Source organism: Terrabacter sp. BE26 (assembly GCF_041941675.1).
In the GTDB taxonomy this organism is placed as follows: domain Bacteria; phylum Actinomycetota; class Actinomycetes; order Actinomycetales; family Dermatophilaceae; genus Terrabacter.
On record NZ_CP090122.1, the window covers coordinates 1,601,914 to 1,620,599 of the forward strand.

Annotated in this window: 11 protein-coding genes and 1 pseudogene; 7 read left to right on the forward strand and 5 right to left on the reverse strand. The window is 71.6% G+C overall.

The genetic code is table 11. From position 1 onward, the window contains the following. Window positions 1-463: 463 nt before the first annotated feature. Entirely contained in the window at window positions 464-1,819 is a 1,356-nt protein-coding gene (locus LQK93_RS07485) for a DUF2786 domain-containing protein (protein WP_374970913.1), read from the forward strand. An 85-nt stretch (window positions 1,820-1,904) separates the two neighbouring features. Here the strand turns inward: LQK93_RS07485 and LQK93_RS07490 are convergent, their stop codons facing one another. Together LQK93_RS07490 and LQK93_RS07495 are read right to left on the reverse strand one after the other, a co-directional pair. Next, the gene (locus LQK93_RS07490) at window positions 1,905-3,350 is read right to left on the reverse strand and encodes an MFS transporter (RefSeq protein WP_374970914.1); all 1,446 of its coding nucleotides are present in this window, start codon (window positions 3,348-3,350) and stop codon (window positions 1,905-1,907) included. 33 nt (window positions 3,351-3,383) lie between these two features. Continuing rightward, entirely contained in the window at window positions 3,384-4,709 is a 1,326-nt protein-coding gene (locus LQK93_RS07495) for a M20/M25/M40 family metallo-hydrolase (protein WP_374970915.1), read from the reverse strand. 87 nt (window positions 4,710-4,796) lie between these two features. On the opposite strand from LQK93_RS07495, the gene LQK93_RS07500 reads away from it, so the two are divergent. After that, window positions 4,797-6,395, forward strand: coding sequence for a hypothetical protein (locus LQK93_RS07500; RefSeq protein ID WP_374970916.1), 1,599 nt, complete (start codon window positions 4,797-4,799; stop codon window positions 6,393-6,395). 112 nt (window positions 6,396-6,507) lie between these two features. On the opposite strand, the gene LQK93_RS07505 is transcribed toward LQK93_RS07500, so the two are convergent. Continuing rightward, a complete protein-coding gene (locus LQK93_RS07505; RefSeq protein ID WP_374970917.1) occupies window positions 6,508-7,068 on the reverse strand; it encodes a type 1 glutamine amidotransferase domain-containing protein in 561 nt (186 codons plus the stop codon). A gap of 272 nt (window positions 7,069-7,340) precedes the next feature. On the opposite strand from LQK93_RS07505, the pseudogene LQK93_RS07510 reads away from it, so the two are divergent. Further along, window positions 7,341-8,325: pseudogene (locus tag LQK93_RS07510) on the forward strand (LLM class F420-dependent oxidoreductase). Between the two features lie 4 nt (window positions 8,326-8,329). On the opposite strand, the gene LQK93_RS07515 reads toward LQK93_RS07510, so the two are convergent. After that, window positions 8,330-8,863 carry a DUF4395 domain-containing protein gene (locus LQK93_RS07515; RefSeq protein WP_374970918.1) on the reverse strand — a complete coding sequence of 178 codons (534 nt, stop codon included), beginning with the start codon at window positions 8,861-8,863 and terminating at the stop codon, window positions 8,330-8,332. Between the two features lie 83 nt (window positions 8,864-8,946). On the opposite strand from LQK93_RS07515, the gene LQK93_RS07520 reads away from it, so the two are divergent. Then, window positions 8,947-9,744, forward strand: coding sequence for a deoxyribonuclease IV (locus LQK93_RS07520; protein WP_374970919.1), 798 nt, complete (start codon window positions 8,947-8,949; stop codon window positions 9,742-9,744). 96 nt (window positions 9,745-9,840) lie between these two features. Here the strand turns inward: LQK93_RS07520 and LQK93_RS07525 are convergent, their stop codons facing one another. Next, window positions 9,841-14,889 carry a GH92 family glycosyl hydrolase gene (locus tag LQK93_RS07525; protein WP_374970920.1) on the reverse strand — a complete coding sequence of 1,683 codons (5,049 nt, stop codon included), beginning with the start codon at window positions 14,887-14,889 and terminating at the stop codon, window positions 9,841-9,843. Window positions 14,890-15,125: 236 nt separating this feature from the next. On the opposite strand from LQK93_RS07525, the gene LQK93_RS07530 reads away from it, so the two are divergent. The 3 genes from LQK93_RS07530 (at window position 15,126) to LQK93_RS07540 (ending at window position 18,668) form a co-directional block, all read left to right on the forward strand. Beyond that, entirely contained in the window at window positions 15,126-16,157 is a 1,032-nt protein-coding gene (locus tag LQK93_RS07530) for a LacI family DNA-binding transcriptional regulator (protein ID WP_374970921.1), read from the forward strand. Further along, a complete protein-coding gene (locus tag LQK93_RS07535; RefSeq protein ID WP_374970922.1) occupies window positions 16,154-17,227 on the forward strand; it encodes a class I mannose-6-phosphate isomerase in 1,074 nt (357 codons plus the stop codon). The genes LQK93_RS07530 and LQK93_RS07535 overlap by 4 nt, the downstream gene beginning before the upstream one ends. Window positions 17,228-17,348: 121 nt before the next feature. Continuing rightward, the gene (locus tag LQK93_RS07540; protein WP_374970923.1) at window positions 17,349-18,668 is read left to right on the forward strand and encodes an ABC transporter substrate-binding protein; all 1,320 of its coding nucleotides are present in this window, start codon (window positions 17,349-17,351) and stop codon (window positions 18,666-18,668) included. Window positions 18,669-18,686: the final 18 nt, after the last annotated feature.

Here is an 18,686-nt window from a genome sequence, read left to right on the forward strand (position 1 = left end):
GGTTGGTGGCAAGAGCGAGCTGAGCGGGTGGAGCGGGCCGGGCTGGTGAAGCGGTCGCACTGGAGGAAGCGGGTGCCGCCGGCCGTGGAGCGCGCGCCGCGGGGACGCGGACCGGGCGGTCCTGTCCGCAGGGCGGCGCACGGATGGCCCACGGTCGACGACACCCTGAGGATTTGAACCTCTGGTGCTGGGCACCGTTACCTGGAGTGGGCGCTTGTACAGAGCGCTGCACCCGAGGACGGGTCCGATGCGCAGGACCGCCAGTGGCACGCCACCGCGGCTGCTTGCCCATCCCGTGCGGTCCAAGGATGACGCGCCGGCTCGAGCCGCACCAGTGTTTTTCGCCGACCGCACCCGCCGTCCACATCCCCCCTGGACGCGAGCCGTCCATCCACCGGCTCGCCCTCGACGGGTGAGGGACGTGCGCCGGGTGACAGCATGGGGCTCGACCTGAGGAGGACGCATGGGCAAGGCACGTCGCACAGGGCGCCAGCGCGCTCGACACGACTCGTGCGACCCGCGGCCCGGGACCGCTTTCGGCGCCCCGCCGTCGGACGCTGACCTGCGGGGCAGGCTCTTCGACCTCCTCGGCGAGGCATTCGACGCCCTCGACGAGCCTGACGAGCACCGCCTCGACTCGGTGACGGCCTCCGTCGCCGCCCTGTGCGACGCGTCGACCACCCGGCGCCCGGTGGTGCTGACGCTGCTCGGCTCGATGGTCTCGGCGACGACGCGGGCCTGGCAGCTCGGCTGGCAACCTGCGGACGTCCACCGCCTGGTGGGCCGACGGCTCGGCGCCCCGGAGCAGTCGGTGGCCGTCGACGCCATGCGTCACGAGCTCGCGCAGTACGCTCCCGCGTCCGTCGATCCCTCCTGGCTGGCGCAGCTGCGTGAGCTTGCCGACGGGCGCACCCTGCCGCCGTCGACCAGCTGGATCGACGACCGGCGGGCCGCTGGCACCGACTGGTTCACTCTCGTGTCACAGGTCGTCCCGGTGCTCCACCTAGTCACCCGGCTTCCGGAGCTCGAACGACTGACCCCGCTACCCGGTGAGGCCCGTGCTGCCGCACCGGCTCCGCGCGACGAGGCGGGAGACGCCCGGGTCCCCGACGAGCGCATCCTCAGCCGGGTCCGGATGCTCCTCGCCAAGGCGGAGTCGACGACCTTCGAGGCGGAGGCCGCGACGTTCACCGCGGGTGCGCAGGCCCTCATGGCCCGGCACAGCATCGACGCCGCTCTCCTCGCCCGGGGCACCGACCGCCCAGCCCGCGGAGAGGCGATGGGCAGGCGCATCGGCATCGACAACCCCTACGAGGGCCAGAAGGCCTCGCTGCTGCAGGCGGTGGCGTCGGCCAACCGGTGTCGGACCGTCTGGTCGCGTGAGCTGGGCTTCGCCACCGTCGTCGGTTTCGAGACCGACCTCGACACGGTCGAGCTGCTCTTCACCTCGCTGCTCGTGCAGGCGAACCGCACTCTCGCCGCGGCAGGCTCCCGCACCGACGTCTACGGCGGCAGCCGCACCCGTTCCTTCCGCCAGTCGTTCCTCGCGGCGTTCGCCCACCGCATCGGTGAGCGGCTGCAGGAGGCAAGAGCGCGCGAGGAGGCGCAGGCGGCTGCCGCCCACTCGAACGGACGCGAGCTGGTGCCGATCCTGGCGGCCCGCGCCGAGCAGGTCGACGAGGCCATGGCCATGTGGTTCCCGCACGTTCGCCGGACCAGGGCCAGCCTGCCGCGCGACGCCGAGGGCTGGCACTCCGGCCGGTCAGCCGCCGACCGCGCCCAGCTGGCCGCCTCCCCACGACTGGAAGGACGCGGCTGAAGGGACACGACTGGCGAGTCCGGCTGGAGAGACATGGCGCAGGGACAGGTTGGCCCTGCCCACTCCGGCTCCGAGGGGAGTCGGCTCAGGCGGCGACGCTCGACGACGCCACCGGACGGACCACTGCGAGGAAGACCGCGGCGACGAGGGCGGTGATCCCGCAGATCGCCCACACGGCGAGGTAGCCCGAGAGCGACGCGTGCGCCGTGGCCTCGGCGTCGACGGTGCCGGTCGAGGCCAGGGCGATCGCGAAGACGCTGGATGCGAACGCACCGCCGATCGTCTTGGTCGTGTTCGTCATCCCGGTGGTGAGCCCCGTGTGCGTGGGTGGCGCCTGCGCCGCAGCCGCGGCGGGCAGTCCCGCCACGAGGGCACCCGACCCGAGGCCGGCGACCACCATGTTGGTCAGCGTCTGGGCGAGCGTGTCGTGGAACGGCAGGAAGAGCAGGTAGCCGATGCCGACGAGCACGGCCGCCACGACCATCGCCACCCGGGTGCCCACCCGGTCGGCGAGCAGGTGGAGCAGCAGCGCCCCGACGGCCAGCGACAGCACGTAGCCGCCGATGATGACCGACACCCGCGCCGCCGACGCCCCGAGCCCGTAGCCGGTCACGCCGGGGTCGGTCCGCGCGAAGGTGGACAGCGGGATCTGGGCGCCGAGCACCGACACACCGAAGAGGAAGGCCGTCGCCTGCACCGGCCACTGCGCACGCGCCCGCAGGACGCGCAGGTCGACGAGCGGTTCCGGATGAGCCAGCTCGGCGCGGGCGAACGGCACGAAGGCGACCGCTCCCGCGGCCACGACGACCCACGGCCACGGGCTGGCCGGCCCCAGCACCCGCAGCATGACCAGGCCGCCCATGACGAGCCCCAGCGCCAGGGTGACGAGCCGGAAGCCGTTCCAGTCCACCGATCCGCCGGCGAGCACCGGTGACTCCTCGACGCCGAACCAGATCGCGACGAGGGCCAGCGTCGTCACGACGGCCGGCAGCGCGAGCAGCCCTGTCATGCCGAGAGACTCGGCCAGCGCACCACTCGTGAGGGCGCCGGCGATGACGCCGACCTCCAAGCCCGCGACGAGCAGCCCCGCCGCACCGCGCACGCGGCGCTCGTCGCCCCCGGTGCGCCGGTGGATGATCGCGACCTCCATCGGCAGCCACACCACGTAGAAGCCCTGGACGGCCCACGCGACGAGGAAGAGCCCGAAGCTCGGCGCGAACGCGACTCCCCACGACGCGACCGCCGTGACGACCGTCGACAGCAGCAGCACCTTCCGGTGCCCGACGAGGTCGCCGAGCCGCGCGAGAAGGGGCACGACGAGCGCCGACACGATCAGCTGCGCCGCCTCGAACCAGTTGACGTCGGCGTCCCGGATCGACAGGTGCCGCGCGATGTCGCTGAAGAGTGGCGTGTAGTAGCCCTGCAGCACACCGCTCGCGAGCTCGACGCAGATGAGGAAGCCGACCACCTTGGCGATGGGGGTCCGGGCAGCTGCGCGTGCCGCGTCGGACAGGGCTGTGCGGTCGGCCATGGAGTCCCGTTCTCTTTCAAGCATTTCGATGGGTCAGAGCTGTTCGAGGAGCCGGCGGTACCACCGCACGCCGTCGCTGAGGTCGTCGACGCCGATGCGCTCGTCGACTCCGTGGATGGCCGCGCGCTGGGCGTCGGTCATCCGGAACGGGGTGAAGCGGTAGACGCGTGGCCACACCCGGTGGAAGTGGCGCGAGTCCGTCGCCGCGAGCATGACGTACGGGACGGCCACCGTGCCCGGGAAGACCTCCTCGAGCGTCGCCTCCAGGAGGGCGTATGCCGTGTCGTCCGTCGGCGACACCGGGCTCGGCTCGTCGCCGCTGACCAGCACGACCTCGACGTGCCGGTCGTCGATGGTGCGGCGGAGCCGCTCGAGCGCCCCGGAGACCGTCTCCCCCACCATGACCCGCATGTTGACGTGGGCCCGCGCCGTCGCGGCGATGACGTTCGCCCCGGGAGAGCCGGTCAGCTGGGTGACGGCGACGGTGGTGCGCGCCAGGGCCGCGGTCTCGTGGCCGAGGCGCGGCAGCACCCGCGACAGCAGCGGGCGGAGGCGGCGGGCGTGACCGAAGACCGCGGCATACGGCATACGGGCGTGGGCGCCGGCTCGTTCGAGCATGTCGACGGTGGCGTCCGGCAGGTGGCTGGGGAACGGCCTGCGCTCGAGGCGCAGGATGGCGCGGGCCAGCCGGCTCGTCGCGCCCATCCGCCGTGGCGCGGAGGCGTGCCCGCCGTCGCCGCGGGCGACGAGCTCGACGTCGACGGTGCCCTTCTCCGACACGCCGACCACGGCGATCGGTGCGTCGACGCCGGGTAGCACGCCGCGCACGATCGCGCCGCCCTCGTCGAGGACGAACCACGGCTCGACCCCGCGCTCGCGCAGGATCTTGACTGCGTCGACGGCGGCGCCGCCCGACACCTCCTCGTTGCAGCCGAAGGAGAGCCACACGTCCCGGCCCGGGGCCACGCCCTCGCCGATGAGGTCCTCGACGGCCTGGCAGGTGGCGACGAGGGAGCCCTTGCAGTCGAGCGCTCCACGGCCCCAGACGTGCCCGTCGACGAGGTCGCCCCCGAAGGGCGGCCGCGTCCAGGCCGCAGGGTCGCCGACGGGCACGACGTCGAGGTGCGCCATGAGCACGACCGGGGCCTGGCGGGAGCGCCCCGGCCACCGCACGAGCAGCGCGTCCCCCGCGATGCGCTCGACCTCGCAAGCCTCGTGCAGCTGCGGGAACCGAGCGCGCAGCTCCGCCAGCAGCGACTCGAACGCCGCCCGGTCCTCGCGCTCCGGCTCCCAGTGCGACACCGTCGGGATGCGGATGAGCGCGCGCAGCGCCTCGACGGCAGCGTCGTCCCCGGTCATGGACCGGAGCGTATGCGCCCTCCGCGGTTTCGTCCCCACCCGCCGCTCCGGGTCGGTACGTTTGCCCCCGACGACAGGGGTGTTGTGATGGAGCTGCAGGACGAGACGCGCGACGGACTGCGCATCTTCAGCGTCGATGCGGGTCGGGAGACGACCCGGGCCACGCTCTTCTTCCGCGTGGGACAGGCCGACGAGACGCTGCCGACCAGCGGGTGGACCCACCTGCTCGAGCACCTCGCCCTGCACGACTGGAACGACCCGCGGCTGGCGTTCAACGCATCGGTGGGCCTCTTCCTCACCCGTTTCGAGTTCGACGGGGAGACCGAGGCGGTCCTCGAGCATCTGGGCCGGCTGGCCCGCTGGTTCGCCGATCCGGACCTCACGCGTCTGGGTCACGAGGCCAAGGTGCTGCGGGCCGAGTCGGAGCAGCGGCCCGTGGGGAATGTGGTGGCCAACCTGGAGTGGCGCTACGGCGCGCGCGGTCCGGGCCTCCCCGCCTACCGCGAGCTCGGGCTGTGCCGCGCGACGGAGGTGCGTCTGCGCGAGTGGTGCGCGGAGGTCTTCTGTGCCGAGAACGCCGTGTTCGCGTGCGACACCCCGGTGCCACACGACGTCAGGATTGCGCTGCCTCGCGGCCGGGGACGGCCGGCCGCCCTTCCTCCGCAGGCGCTCGACACCCTGCCGGCAGTCCATCGCGTCCGCGGCGGGCTGGTGTGCTCCGCCGTCGTCACCCGGTCCGTCGCGGCCGGCCTCGCCCCGGACGTCCTGGTCCGCGCACTGACCCGCGCCCTCCGGGAGCTCGAAGGGACGTCGTACGCGCCCTGGGCCGACCTCGAGCGGATCGACGCCGACACGGCACTGCTGGTGTTCGGTGCCGACGTCAGCACCGAGGGGAGCGCCACGTGCGGCCTGGTGCTGAACCGCTGCCTCCGCGAGCTCGCCGAGCGCGGGCCCGACCAGGCCCTCCTCGACGAGATGACGGTGTCCCGGTCCCGGCACTTCCGTGACGAGCAACAGGCCCCGGCGGTGGCCTGGGCCGCCGCCGTGGCCACCCTCACCGGCCACGAGGTGCGGACGGCGAAGGAGACCGAGGCGCTGGCCGCGCAGGTCACCCCGAACGACCTGTGCATGGTCTTCTCGGAGGTGCGGCGCACCCTCTTGCTCGGCCTGCCCGAGGAGAGCCGGCTCCCGAGCGGCTTCCAGGAGGCCGGCCACCGGCGCTGGGAGACGCTCGACGCCACCTCCACGCATGCCCACGTCGACGGCGTCAGTCGGATCCTGCTCGGACCCAAGGGCATCCAGTACTCAGCGCCCTCCAGCGTGGTGACGGTCCTCTACAGCGATCTCGCCGGGCTCATCACCTATCCGGACGGTGCGCGCCGGGCTGTCTCCGGAGACGGGTGGACCGTCGTCGTGGAGCCGAGCCTGCTGCGCCGTGGTGACGCCGTGACCGCGGCACTCGACGCCAACGCGCCCGCGTCGGTGGTTCTCCCGCAACCCGCGCGACCGGCGGACGAGGTGCCGTCACGTCCGCCGTTGCCCTGGCGGGCGCGTCGACGGACGCGCTCCGCCCTGCGACCGATGGCCCGGCTGTTCGAACGCCTGCCCGTGAGCGGTTGGGTGGTGTGGCTCGTCGTCTTCCTCGCCGCTCGGGCGGTGTACGCGTACGTCAGCTCCCGACCCTGACGCGTATGCCGTCCGCGCACCTGCGGTAGGCACGCGGGAGACAGAGGACCGCCCCTCCCGGCAGGGATCCGGGAGAGGCGGTCGATACTGGGCCGCGATGCGGCGGCGCCTCTCAGCCCTGCGTGCCCGAGGTCTTCGACGCCGAGCCGTGCTCCAGCGCCTCGATGACGGCCCCGCAGAAGTCCGGGAGGTCGTCGGGCTTGCGGCTGGTGATGAGGTTGCCGTCGACGACGAGCGCCTCGTCGACCCACTCGCCACCGGCGTTGCGGATGTCGGTCTGCAGGCTCGGCCAGGACGTCAGGCGACGGCCCTTGACCACGTCGGCCTCGACGAGGGTCCACGGCGCGTGGCAGATCGCGGCGACCGGGAGCCCCGACGCCAGGAACTCGCGGACGAGCGCGACGGCGTCCTTGTGCGTGCGCAGGTTGTCCGGGTTGGCGACGCCACCGGGCAGCACCAGCGCGTCGAAGTCGTCGACCTTGGCATCGGCGACGGTGACGTCGACCTTCTGGGTGTCGCCCTTGTCGAGGTGGTTGAACATCTGCACCTCGCCGCTCTCGGGGCTGACGAGGACCGCCTCGTGCCCTGCGTCGGTGACGGCCTTCCACGGCTCCGTCAGCTCGACCTGCTCGATGCCCTCGCTCGCGACGACGAATGCGACTCGCTTGGCCACGTGGTCCTCCTCTGCCCGCCCCGGTCCGGGGCGCTCGGTCTGTAGTCGGTGTCTGTGGGGTGGCGGCGACCGCCACTCCGAAGTCCTACCCACCGGGGCGGGGGCCTCACCGCCAGCCCGTCGCCAGGTGCCCCCTCGTCGACATGGGCGTCGTCCTGCACCGACGTCCGGATGACCCGACCGGCTGAGCGCCGGCGGCTCTCCACAGGGATGTCCACAACTGTGGACACACCTTGTACAGGGCACTCGTCGCGAATGGGTACGCCCTATCCGTGACGAACTTCGGATACACCCTGATGACCGAGCAGAGCGGCCCCAAGGACCTGGTGAAGTGGGCCGTGGGCGCCGAGCAGGCGGGCTTCGACTTCGAGGTCTCGAGCGACCACTACTCCCCCTGGCTGACCGAGCAGGGCCACGCGCCGTATGCGTGGAGCGTGCTCGGCGCCGTCGCCCACGCCACCGAGCGGGTCGAGCTCATGACCTACGTGACGTGCCCGACGATGCGCTACCACCCCGCCGTCGTCGCCCAGAAGGCCGCGACGCTGCAGCTGCTCGCCGACGGCCGTTTCACTCTCGGCCTCGGCAGCGGCGAGAGCCTCAACGAGCACGTCGTCGGCGAGGGCTGGCCGGGCGTCGTGACCCGCCAGGAGATGCTCGCCGAGGCCATCGAGATCATCCGCAAGCTGCACTCCGGCGACCTCGTCACCCCACGGCGAGTACTTCGACGTCGACTCGGCGCGGATCTGGGACCTGCCCGACATCCTCGTGCCCGTCGCGGTCGCCGTCAGCGGCGACATGTCGATCGAACGGCTCGCACCGCTGGCCGACCACATGATCGCCGTGCAGCCCGAGGCCGAGCTCGTACACACGTGGAACCGCACCGAGGGCGCCGAGCGCATCGGCTCCGGGGCCCGCGCCGTCGGCCAGATCCCGATCTGCTGGGACCCCGACGAGAAGGCGGCCGTCAAGCGCGCCCACGAGCAGTTCCGCTGGTTCGGCGGCGGCTGGTCGGTCAACTCAGACCTGCCCACGCCGGCGGGGTTCGCCGGGGCGACGCAGTTCGTGCGCCCCGAGGACGTCGCGGAGTCGATCCCCTGCGGGCCGGACCTCGACAAGATCGTCGAGTCCGTGAGCGCCTACTGGGAGGCCGGCTTCACCGACGTCGCGCTCGTGCAGGTCGGCGGCGACGCCCAGCAGCGCTTCCTCGACGAGGCGGCCGGCCCGCTGCTCGAGAAGCTGCGCGCCGCCGCGGGCTGACGACTCAGGCTGCGTTTCCGGCGCGCTCGGCGAGCAGTCGCTCCCGGCGCTTGGTGATGTCGGCGCACTCCACGCACACCTCCTCGGGCACGAGCCCGACGCGCATGAGCAGCCCGAAGAGGATGCAGCCGACGCAGATGCCGAAGACCGACTCGAGCGCCGGGAAGAGCACCATGACCACGCCGATGACGACGACGGCGGTGAGAGCGGCCGAGGAGCCGGTGACGAGGCTGACGACCCAGAGCGCGGTCGCGGCGACCGTCATGACGGCACCGATGGTCGCCGCGAACCGCTTGGGCGGGCCTGCAGTGGGGCGCTTCGGCGCGGAGACGGCGGGTCGGATCCACCGCTGCACGAGCCGCGCGACCGGGCTGGCCGAGGGTCCGAGAGCCGCGCGCAGGCTGAAGTCGACCGCCAGGACGGCATACAGCCACCACTGCTGCGTCGCGAGGGCGATGACCCCCACGACGAGGACGACGGCGGCGATGAGCCGGACCGTGACGTCGTCGACGACCGAGGGGAAGCGCGAGCTGGTCATGCCAACATTATTGCTTGCATAAGCGTCGCTTATGCAACCGGTCCACCATCCGGGCTGTCCCCCGGCCCGCCTACGCTCGTGCCATGGCCCTACACATCGGTGCACATGTCGACCAGGAGGACCCGATCGCCGAGGCGAAGGCGCGCGGAGCCTCGCTCTCACAGTTCTTCCTCGGCGACCCGCAGAGCTACAAGGGCCCGGTCATCCGGTATGCCGGTGGCGCGGACGCGCTCAAGGCGGACGCCGCTGCCGCGGGCGTCGACCTCTACGTCCACGCGCCCTACCCGATCAACGTCGCCAGCCTCAACAACCGCATCCGCATCCCCGGCCGCAAGCTGCTCCAGCAGCACCTGACCGCCGCGGCCGAGATCGGCGCGAGGGGGGTCATCGTCCACGGCGGCCACCTCGGCGTCGACGAGGACGCCGCCAAGGGCTTCGACAACTGGCGCAAGTGCATCGACGGACTCGACATGCCGGTGCCACTGCTCATCGAGAACACCGCCGGGGGCGACAACGCCATGGCGCGCCGGCTCGAGGCGATCGCCCGGCTGTGGGACGCCATCGGCCAGGCGGCCGGCGGGGACACGGTCGGCTTCTGCCTCGACACGTGCCACGCCCACGCCGGCGGCAACGACCTCGGCACGGTCGTCGACCAGGTGCGGGCCATCACCGGGCGCATCGACCTCGTCCACGCCAACGACTCGCGCGACGAGTTCAACTCCGGCGCCGACCGGCACACGAACTTCGGCTCGGGCCACATCGACGGCGAGGCCCTCGCCGGTGTCATCCGCGCGGCCGGCGCCCCGGTGGTCTGCGAGACCCCGGGTGGCCTCGAGGGCCAGGCCGCCGACATCGCCTGGCTCCGCGAGCACGTCGACTGACCGGCAGAGGCCACGAACCGGGAGTGGGGGCGCCGGTTCGTGGCCTCTGGATCGGTGGGCGCGAGGAGGCGTGTTCCTCGCGCCACGGCGGGGCGGCTACCGCACAGTGACCGTCTGCTCGGACAGCACGTCGGAGCGCGAGTCGGAGACGAGCACGCGCACCGTGTAGGTGCCCGACGCGGCCCAGGCGTGCTTCCCGCCGATCGTGGCCACGCCGTCGGCGCCGGGCGCCGCCACCGTCGCGTCCTCGGTGGCAGACCCGTCGCCGTACTGCACGCGGGCGGTGTAGGTGCCGTCGGGCACGCCGCCGCTCACCGAGCCCAGGGCGACGGCGGTGGCGGCACCGGCCTGCGCCGACGCGTCCGCACCCGGCTTGACCTGCAGCGCGGAGCCGTTGTCGGCGACCGCGAAGACGTGCACCCGGCCGGCCGACTTCGGGTCACCGGTCTGCGTCGGCATCGTGATCGAGGCCACCGTCTTGCCCGACGGGAGGTCGTACGGGGCGGTCGCGAACAGCTTGGCGTGGCAGCTGTCGGTGCTGCTCCCGTTGAGGCGGTAGGCCATCTCGAGCGCCACGACGTTGCCGAACTGGGGCGAGCCGCACCAGTCGCCGTACTGCACCGGGTAGCTCGCGGTCGAGCCGTCGGTGAAGCGGACCGTGGCGACCGTGTCCTGGTTCCTCTGCGTCGCCGTGCCGATCAGCGACAGCTTCGTGGCACCCGGGGCGAGCGACACCTCGAGCGTCTGGCCGGCGCCCGTGGCGTTGTCCTTCTGCCCGACAGGGATCCCCGGCATCGAGAACCTCAGGTCGGTGCCCGGCACCGTCAGCAGCTTGCCCGGGACGCCGCCCGCTGCGGCGAGCGCCTCCCGGGACAGGCCCGCACGGTCGCCGTCGCAGGGGACGGAGTCGCCCACATTGCCGAAGCAGACGGAGTCGAACCCTGCGGCATACGACGGGACGGACGCCTGGTGCACGGTGGCACCCCCGGTGGCCGAACCGCGGTCCTTGGCTGTCGTGACGGTGAGGGTCGGCCGGTAGTAGCCCGGCTTGGCCCACGTGTGCGTGCCGCCGACCGTGTACGAGCCGAGGTCACCGGGGGTGATGGTGCCCGCCGACGTCGTGCCGTCGCCCCAGGCGATCGTCGCCGTGGCCGACGGGTCCTGGCGGTGGCCGACGCCACCGGAGAAGGTTCCGACGGTTCCGGTCCAGGGCGTGTCCTCTGACGTCTCGAACGCCTCGGCCGCCGCGACCTTGATGCCGGTCTTCTCAGCCTTGGACCCGTCGGTGAGCAGCTCGACCTCCGACAGGTTCGCGGCCGCACCTCCGGCCGTCGCCGTGACGACGAGGCGGTAGGTCGTGAACGTGTTCGGGTGCGCGATCTCGAACGGACGCGTCTGCTGGCGCCACGGGAAGACCTGTCCCGAACGCGTGTCGAGCGTCCGCCAGCTCTTGCCGCCGTCCTTGCTGCCCTCAAGGCGCCAGGCCGACGGGTCGCCGGCCTTCGGACCCGAGGTGAGCGTGTACCAGGTCGCCCGCTGGCCGATGCCCGAGAGGGTGAAGCCGACGGTCGGCGTGGCCGACGAGAAGGTCGCCGACGTGCGCGACGTGTTGTCGAAGAGCGCCTTGGCCTCCTGCCCCGACGCGAGGTCGGTCGCCGTCGCGGTGCCGCGGCCGGGACCGGTCGCATCCTTGAGCGGCTTGGGTGCCTCGGTGCCCTGCGTGATCGACGGCGGGGCGTCCTGGGCACGCGACCCGAAGCCGGAGGGCTTGTCACCCATGGCGAAGTCGACGGTCGTGGGTCCAGCGATCTCGCTCTGGTCGATCGAGACGCTCTTGTGCTTGTGGCCGTTCACCGTCACGCCCTGGACGTAGAGGTTCTTCTCCGAGTTGCCCGGGGCGTTGACGACGAGGTCGCCCTGCGTGCGGTGCACCGTGACCTGCGAGAACTTCGGCGAGCCGACGGCCCACTGCGAGGAGCCGACCTGCAGCGGGTAGATGCCGAGCGAGGACAGGACGTACCACGCCGACATCTCGCCGTTGTCCTCGTCGCCGGGGTAGCCCTGGCCGGTGTCGGTGCCGACGTAGAGGCGACGCAGGATCTCGCGGACCTTCTCGGCCGTCTTGTACTGCTGGCCGGTCCAGTCGTACATGTACGCGATGTGGTGCGAGACCTGGTTGGACTGGCCGAGCTGGCCCATCCGGACGTCGCGCGCCTCGAGCATCTCGTGGATCGTGCCGCCGTATCCGCCGGGCTTCGTCGCCGTCTCGGGCGTCGCGAAGAACGTGTCGAGCTTCTTCGCGAGCGCGTCGCGGCCGCCGTAGAGGTTGGCCAGGCCCGTGCCGTCCTGCGGTGCGTGGAAGGCGAAGTTCCAGCCGTCGGTCTCGGTGAAGTCGCCGCCCCACGAAGCCGGGTCGAAGGTCGCCGGGAAGCTGCCGTCGGGCCCCCGCCCCTGGAAGAAGCCGACCTTCGGGTTGAAGGCGTTGACGTAGTGGGTGGCCCGCTCGAGGAAGTACTGCGACTCCTCCTTCAGCTGTGGCCGCCGGGCGGCCGGCGTCGCCGGGTCCTTCGCGAGCTTGGCCGCCATGTTGCCGATGCCGAAGTCGTTGATGAGCCCCTCGAGACCCCACGACACCGACTCACCGGTGCTCGTGCTCGTGTAGCCGAGGAAGATCGAGGTGTCGAGCCCCTTGCGGCCCACGGCACTCGAGGTCGGCAGGACGGTCGCGTTCTTGACCGCCGCGTCGTAGGCCGCCAGCGGGTCGGGCAGCTTGACGCCCTTGACGTACGCGTCGGCGAACGCGACGTCCGAGCTCGTGCCGGTCATGAGGTCGGCGTAGCCCGGTGAGCTCCAGCGCGCCACCCAGCCGCCGTCGCGGTACTGCTGCACGAAGCCGTCGGCGATCTCGGCCGCCACCTCCGGGTAGAGGAGGCTGTAGGCCGGCCACACGGTCCGGTAGGTGTCCCAGAAGCCGTTGTTGACGTAGATCTTCCCATCCTTGACGGCGGCGTTCGTCGTCGTCGCGGTGGCCGAGCCGGACGTGGCCGCAACGGGGCTCGCGTACTGGTAGTGCGGAGCCGCTGCCGTGCCGGTGTTCTCGAACTGGCTGTTGGGGTCGAGGTTCAGGCGGTAGAGGTTCGAGTAGAGGATCGTGCGCTGCGTGTCGGAGTCGGTGTCGGCATTGGTCTTGACGCCGACGACGCCGAGCCGCTGGTTCCACGCGGCGTCGGCGGCGGCGTGGACGGCGTCGAAGTCACGGCCGGCCAGCTCGAGCGCATGGTTGCGCTGGGCCTGGTCGAGCGAGATGAACGACGTCGCCAGCTTGAGCACGACGGTGCGGTCGCTGCTCGTGTCGAAGGAGGCGTAGCGCGTGCCGGTGTGCCCGCCCGGAGCGGTGCCGGCCGCCTTCGCGGGCCGGTCGAACGTGCCGTAGACGAACATCCGGCTGCGGCCCGCGGACAGGCCGCTGCCGTTGTCGACCCACCCCGTCACGGTGCCGGTCGCCGCGTCGACGGTGAAGGTGCCGTTGTTGTCGACGGTGTCGAGGACGAGGCTGCCCTTGGTCGTGCCGGCCGGGAACGTGAACCGGTAGACGCCGCCGTGGTCGGCCGGCGTCATCTCGGAGACGAGGCCGCCCTGGAGCACGGCCTTGTAGTAGTCGGGCCGCGCCACCTCGGTCTTGTGGTCGAAGGTGAGGCCGCGTCCCGAGGCACTGCCGGTGGGCGTGCCGCTTGTCGCCGACGGCATCACCGAGAGCTGGTTGCGGTCACCCATCCAGGGGCTCGGCTCGTGCGAGATCGCCAGGCCCTGCATCACCGGCAGGTTCGTCGCGCTGTTGGCCGACTGGTAGTAGTACTCCCACGACTGGGAGTTCGCGTTGGTGACCGGGGTGAAGAAGGTGAAGCCGTTGGGCAGCGCGCTGATCGGCAGGTTGTTGCCGCGCGAGAAGCTGCCCGAGGCGTTCGTGCCGCGGCGGGTGTCGACGAGGTTGGTCAGGTGCGACGCGTCGGCGGTGGCGGGGTGGGCCTGGACGTCGAGGTCGTCGATCCAGCCGCCGAAGCGGGTGTCCTTCTTGGCCGTGTCGTTGTCGTAGCCGACGAGGATCCGGTCGATGGTCCTTCCTGCGGCCACCTTGCCGACGTCGACGGACACCGCGTTCCACTGGTTGGCGTAGAGGATCTTGCCCTTGCCCTGGCCGTTCGGGCTCGCCGCGACGCCGTTGGCGTCCGTGGCCCGCAGGTCCGACAGGTAGGTGCCGTCGGTGAAGTGCAGGTCGAGCGCGCTGTAGGTCGACGGGTAGGTGAGGTCACCCGCGATCATGTCGGGGAAGACCTTGTAGGACAGGCGCGTTGCCGGGTTGACCGGCAGGTCGACGTCGAAGAGACGGTTCCAGGCGTAGCCGCGCCCGTCGGCGGTGTGGCCGCCGGAGTAGCGCAGCGCCTTGACGCCGGTCCACCCGACGAGGGGCTTGATGTTGAAGCCGGAGATGGGGCCGGAGCCGACCTTGGTCACCATGGGCGTCGCGGGCCCGGTGCCCGTCGAGCCGTCGGAGATGTCCCAGTCGGCGAGCTGAACGATGCCGCCCGAGTGCACGGCCGTCACGTTGAGTCGGTAGTACGCGTACGCCTCCGGGGTCTTCACCGTGAAGTCCTGCTTGGCGAACCGGCCGGAGAAGTCGACGCCGGTGCGCGTGTCGAGGTCGGTCCACGTCGTGCCGTCGCTCGAGCCCTGCAGGGTGAAGTCCCTGGGGTCGCGCTCGGGCGAGTCGTTGGCCGAGGTCAGTGAGTAGCGCAGCACCTTGGCGGGCGAGGCGAGCTGGTAGCGCACCCAGCCGCTCGAGGCGAAGGCGAGCCACTTCGTGTCGGGGTTGGCGTCGGCGAGGTTGGCCGCCACCTCGCCCGGCGAGTTCTCGGAGCTGGCGGTCACGGCGCTCACCTGCCCGAGCAGGCTGCCGTCGACGCTGACCGTGCCGGTCACGTTCTTCTGCCGGGGGCCGTCCGGCCCCGTCTCCACGGCCCCGAAGGCCGGTTGCGGGTCACCCGCCTCGAAGGAGGTCGCGAAGTCACCTGTGGAGTCGGACGGCGACGCCGCTGCTCCCGGCGGCCCGGCGACCGCTCCCATCGTCGAGGTGACGAGCAGCGCCATAGCCACGGCGCCTCTCCGGATCCCTGAGGTCACAGCCATCGTTCCTCCGTGCTCGTCGTTGAGCGGTGTTGTGCGATCACGTCCCACCCGACAGTGGACGTATCACCCGAAAGCGGTCAATGACAGCCCCTCATCTTGTCCGGTCGAGACAGCCAATCGGACAAGACCGGTCGCAGCGGCGCCGAGGTGTGCGGAAGTGCTTGCGCGCCACCCTGCCGTCTGGTCCCATGTCCGACATGACAGCGTTGTCTGACCACCGGACAGGGACGCGTCCGACGATGGCGGACGTGGCCGCCGAGGCACATGTCTCCGTCAAGACCGTCTCTCGCGTGGTCAACCACGAGGCCGGCGTCCGCCCCGACACGGCCGAGCGCGTCAAGGCGGTCATCGAGCGACTCGGCTTCCGCCGCAACGACGGCGCCCGCATGGTGCGCCAGGGCCGGACCTTCACCATCGGACTCGTGGTCGAGGATCTCGCCAACCCCTTCTACTCGCAGATCGGCGCGGCCGTCGAGCGCGAGGCGCGCATCCGCCAGCACCAGCTGATCACCGCGAGCGCCGAGGGCTCGCCCACCCGCGAGCGGGCGGTCCTCGAGGCCCTCATCGCCCGACGCGTCGACGGCATCGTCGTCGTGCCCGCCGGCGAGACGCCGTCGGCCGACCCCACGGTCGAGGCGAGCGGCACCCCGATCGTCTACATGGACCGGCCGGTGCGAGGGGCGGTCAACGACACCGTCCTCAGCGACAACCAGGGCGGTGTACGCAGCGCCGTCGAGCACCTGGTGGCCCACGGCCACCGCCACATCGCCTTCCTCGGCGACGACCCCGGCTTCTGGACAGCCCGGCAGCGGCGCGAGTCCTTCGTGTCCACCCACCGGGCGCTCGGCCTGCCCGGCCCGGCGCGTGTGTCGATGGGGCCGCACAGCACGACCTCGATCCGCGACCTGCTCGCCGCCTGGGCCCACGACTCCGACCCGACGACGGCGGTCATCACCGGCAACAACCGCGTCACCCTCGCCGCGTTGCACGCCATGCACGACCTGCGCGTGTCCCTGGCGATGGTCGGCTACGACGACTTCGAGCTCGCGGGACTGCTCGACCCGCCCGTGACGGTCGTCCACCAGGACCCGGCGGCCATGGGGCAGAAGGCTGCACAGCAGCTCTTCGCCCGGCTGCTCGGAGACGAGTCCGCCCCCCAGACGGTCGTCATGGCCACCCGGCTCATCGTCAGAGCCTCCGGAACCCGACGGGGAGGACCCGCACGATGACATCGTCACTCGACCCCACCCACGAGCCCACCCGGCTCGCCCTCAACACCCCGCACCGCTTCTACCGCGGAGGCGAGCGCATCCTGGCCTTCCGAGGCCTGCCGGTGCCGGAGGACTTCGACGGGCACCGGCCCGAGGACTGGATCGCCTCGACGACACGCCTGTTCGCCGAGGGCGGTGACGGCATCACCCGGCTCCCGGACGGCAGGGACCTGCCCGACGTGCTCGCCGCAGACCCCACGGCGTGGCTCGGCACCGAGCACGTGGCGGCACATGGCGTCGCGCCGGGACTGCTCACCAAGCTGCTCGACAGCGGCGAGCGCCTGCCCGTGCACTCCCACCCCGACCGGTCCTTCGCGAAGGCCCACCTGCACTGCGACAACGGCAAGACGGAGGCGTGGATCGTGCTCGCGGCCGAGCCGGGTGCGACCGTGTGGCTCGGCTTCCGCGAGGAGATCGACCCCGACACGCTCGCCGAGCTCGTCGAGGCCCAGGACGAGCGACTCCTCGCCGCGCTCAACCCGGTCCAGGTGCAGCGCGGCGACGCCGTGCTCGTCCCGGGTGGCCAGCCGCACGCGATCGGCGAGGGCATCCTCCTGCTCGAGCTGCAGGAGCCCACCGACCTGTCGGTCATGCTCGAGCACGCGCGCTTCGGCCTCGAGGAGGCGCACGCCTTCCTCGGCCTCGACCGACCGCTGGCCCTGAGCAGCGTCGACCATGGGCCCCTCACGCCGGGGGCACTCGCCGGCCTGCGCTCTCGGTGGACCGAGGTGCGGGGGGCCGGTGCGGCGCTGCCGGCCGAGGCAGAGGCATACTTCCGGGCGCAGGTCGTCCGGCCGACCGACCCGTCCCCCGCGGCGTCGGTCACCGCCCCGGCGGCCTTCGCCGTGACGGTCGTCGTCGAGGGTCGAGGGACGCTCGCGACGGAGCACGGCGCCGCCAGCAGCGCACCGATCGAGATCGCCAGCGGTGACGTCCTGCTCGTCCCCCACGGCGCGGGCGGGATCCGCGTCACGGGTGACGTCACCGTCATCCGGTGCATGCCGCCGGCTGGCACGACCCTGGCCTGACGTGGAGCGTCCACGCAGGGCACGAGGCACCACAGACCTGCCGTCCGGAGGGGCCGGCAACCAGACCGCGAGTCATGAGCTCCCGCTTCGGGGAAGGCCGCGGAACCAACAAGGAGGATCAATGCGCAACAGGGCTGTTGCAACCCTGGCGATGGCGGGGGTCGTGTCCGTCGCACTCGCCGCCTGCGGCTCGACGTCGGACAACAACGCAGGGGGCTCCCCCGGTGGTGGCGCGTCGACGTCGCTGCAGACCAAGGCCGGCGGCGCCGGCGGCGAGGTCGGCGTCTTCACGTGGTGGGCCGCCGGCTCCGAGAAGAAGGGGCTCGACGCGCTCGAGGCCCTGTTCAAGGAGAAGTACCCGAACGACACGTTCGTCAACCTGGCCGTGGCCGGTGGCGCGGGGTCCAACGCGAAGGCCAAGCTCGCGTCCGACCTGCAGAACAACCAGCCGCCGGGCTCCTTCCAGGGCCACGCCGGTGCCGAGCTCGCCGACTACATCGACGCGAGCCAGATCGAGCCGGTCAACGACGTCATCCAGGCGCTCGGTGGCGAGTCGGTCTTCCCGAAGAACCTGCTCGAGCGCCTCACGGTCGACGGCAACATCTACTCGGTGCCGTCCAACATCCACCGCGCCAACGTCGTGTGGGCGAACGTCGCGGTGCTCAAGAAGGCGGGCGTGAACCAGCCGCCAAAGGACATCAAGTCGTGGATCGCCGACCTGGACAAGATCAAGGCCTCCGGCGTCTCGACCCCGCTGTCAGTCTCCGGCACCTGGACCCAGGTCCAGCTCTTCGAGAACGTCCTGATCGCCGACCTGGGCGCCGAGAAGTACAACGGCCTGTTCAAGGGCGACACCAAGTGGGACTCGCCGGAGGTCAAGGCCGCGGCGGCCGACTACAAGAAGCTGCTCACCTACACCAACACCGCCTCCGACGGTGACGACTGGCCCGTCGCGACCGACATGGTCATCGACGGCAAGGCCGCCTACAACGTCATGGGTGACTGGGCCGTGGCCGAGTTCGCCGACAAGGGCAAGAAGCAGGACCAGGACTGGACGTGGTTCCCGACCCCGGGCACCGACGGCGTCTTCGACTTCCTCGCCGACTCCTTCACGCTCCCCAAGGGCGCGAAGAACCCCGGCGGCACGAAGGACTGGCTCATGCTGATCGGGTCGGCCGAGGGCCAGAAGGCCTTCAACCTGGCCAAGGGTTCGATCCCGGCACGCACCGACGTGCCGAAGACCGACTTCCCGCCCTACCAGCAGGCGGCGATGGACGCGTTCAAGTCCAACACCATCGTCTCCTCGATCGCGCACGGTGCGGCCGTCTCGCTCGCGTGGAACGCCGACATCAGCACGGCGATCAGCAAGTTCTACAGCAGCAAGGACGACGCGACCCTGGTGTCCGACCTCGCGGCAGCTGCCAAGAAGAACCTCGGCTGACCCGACTCGCACATCGGT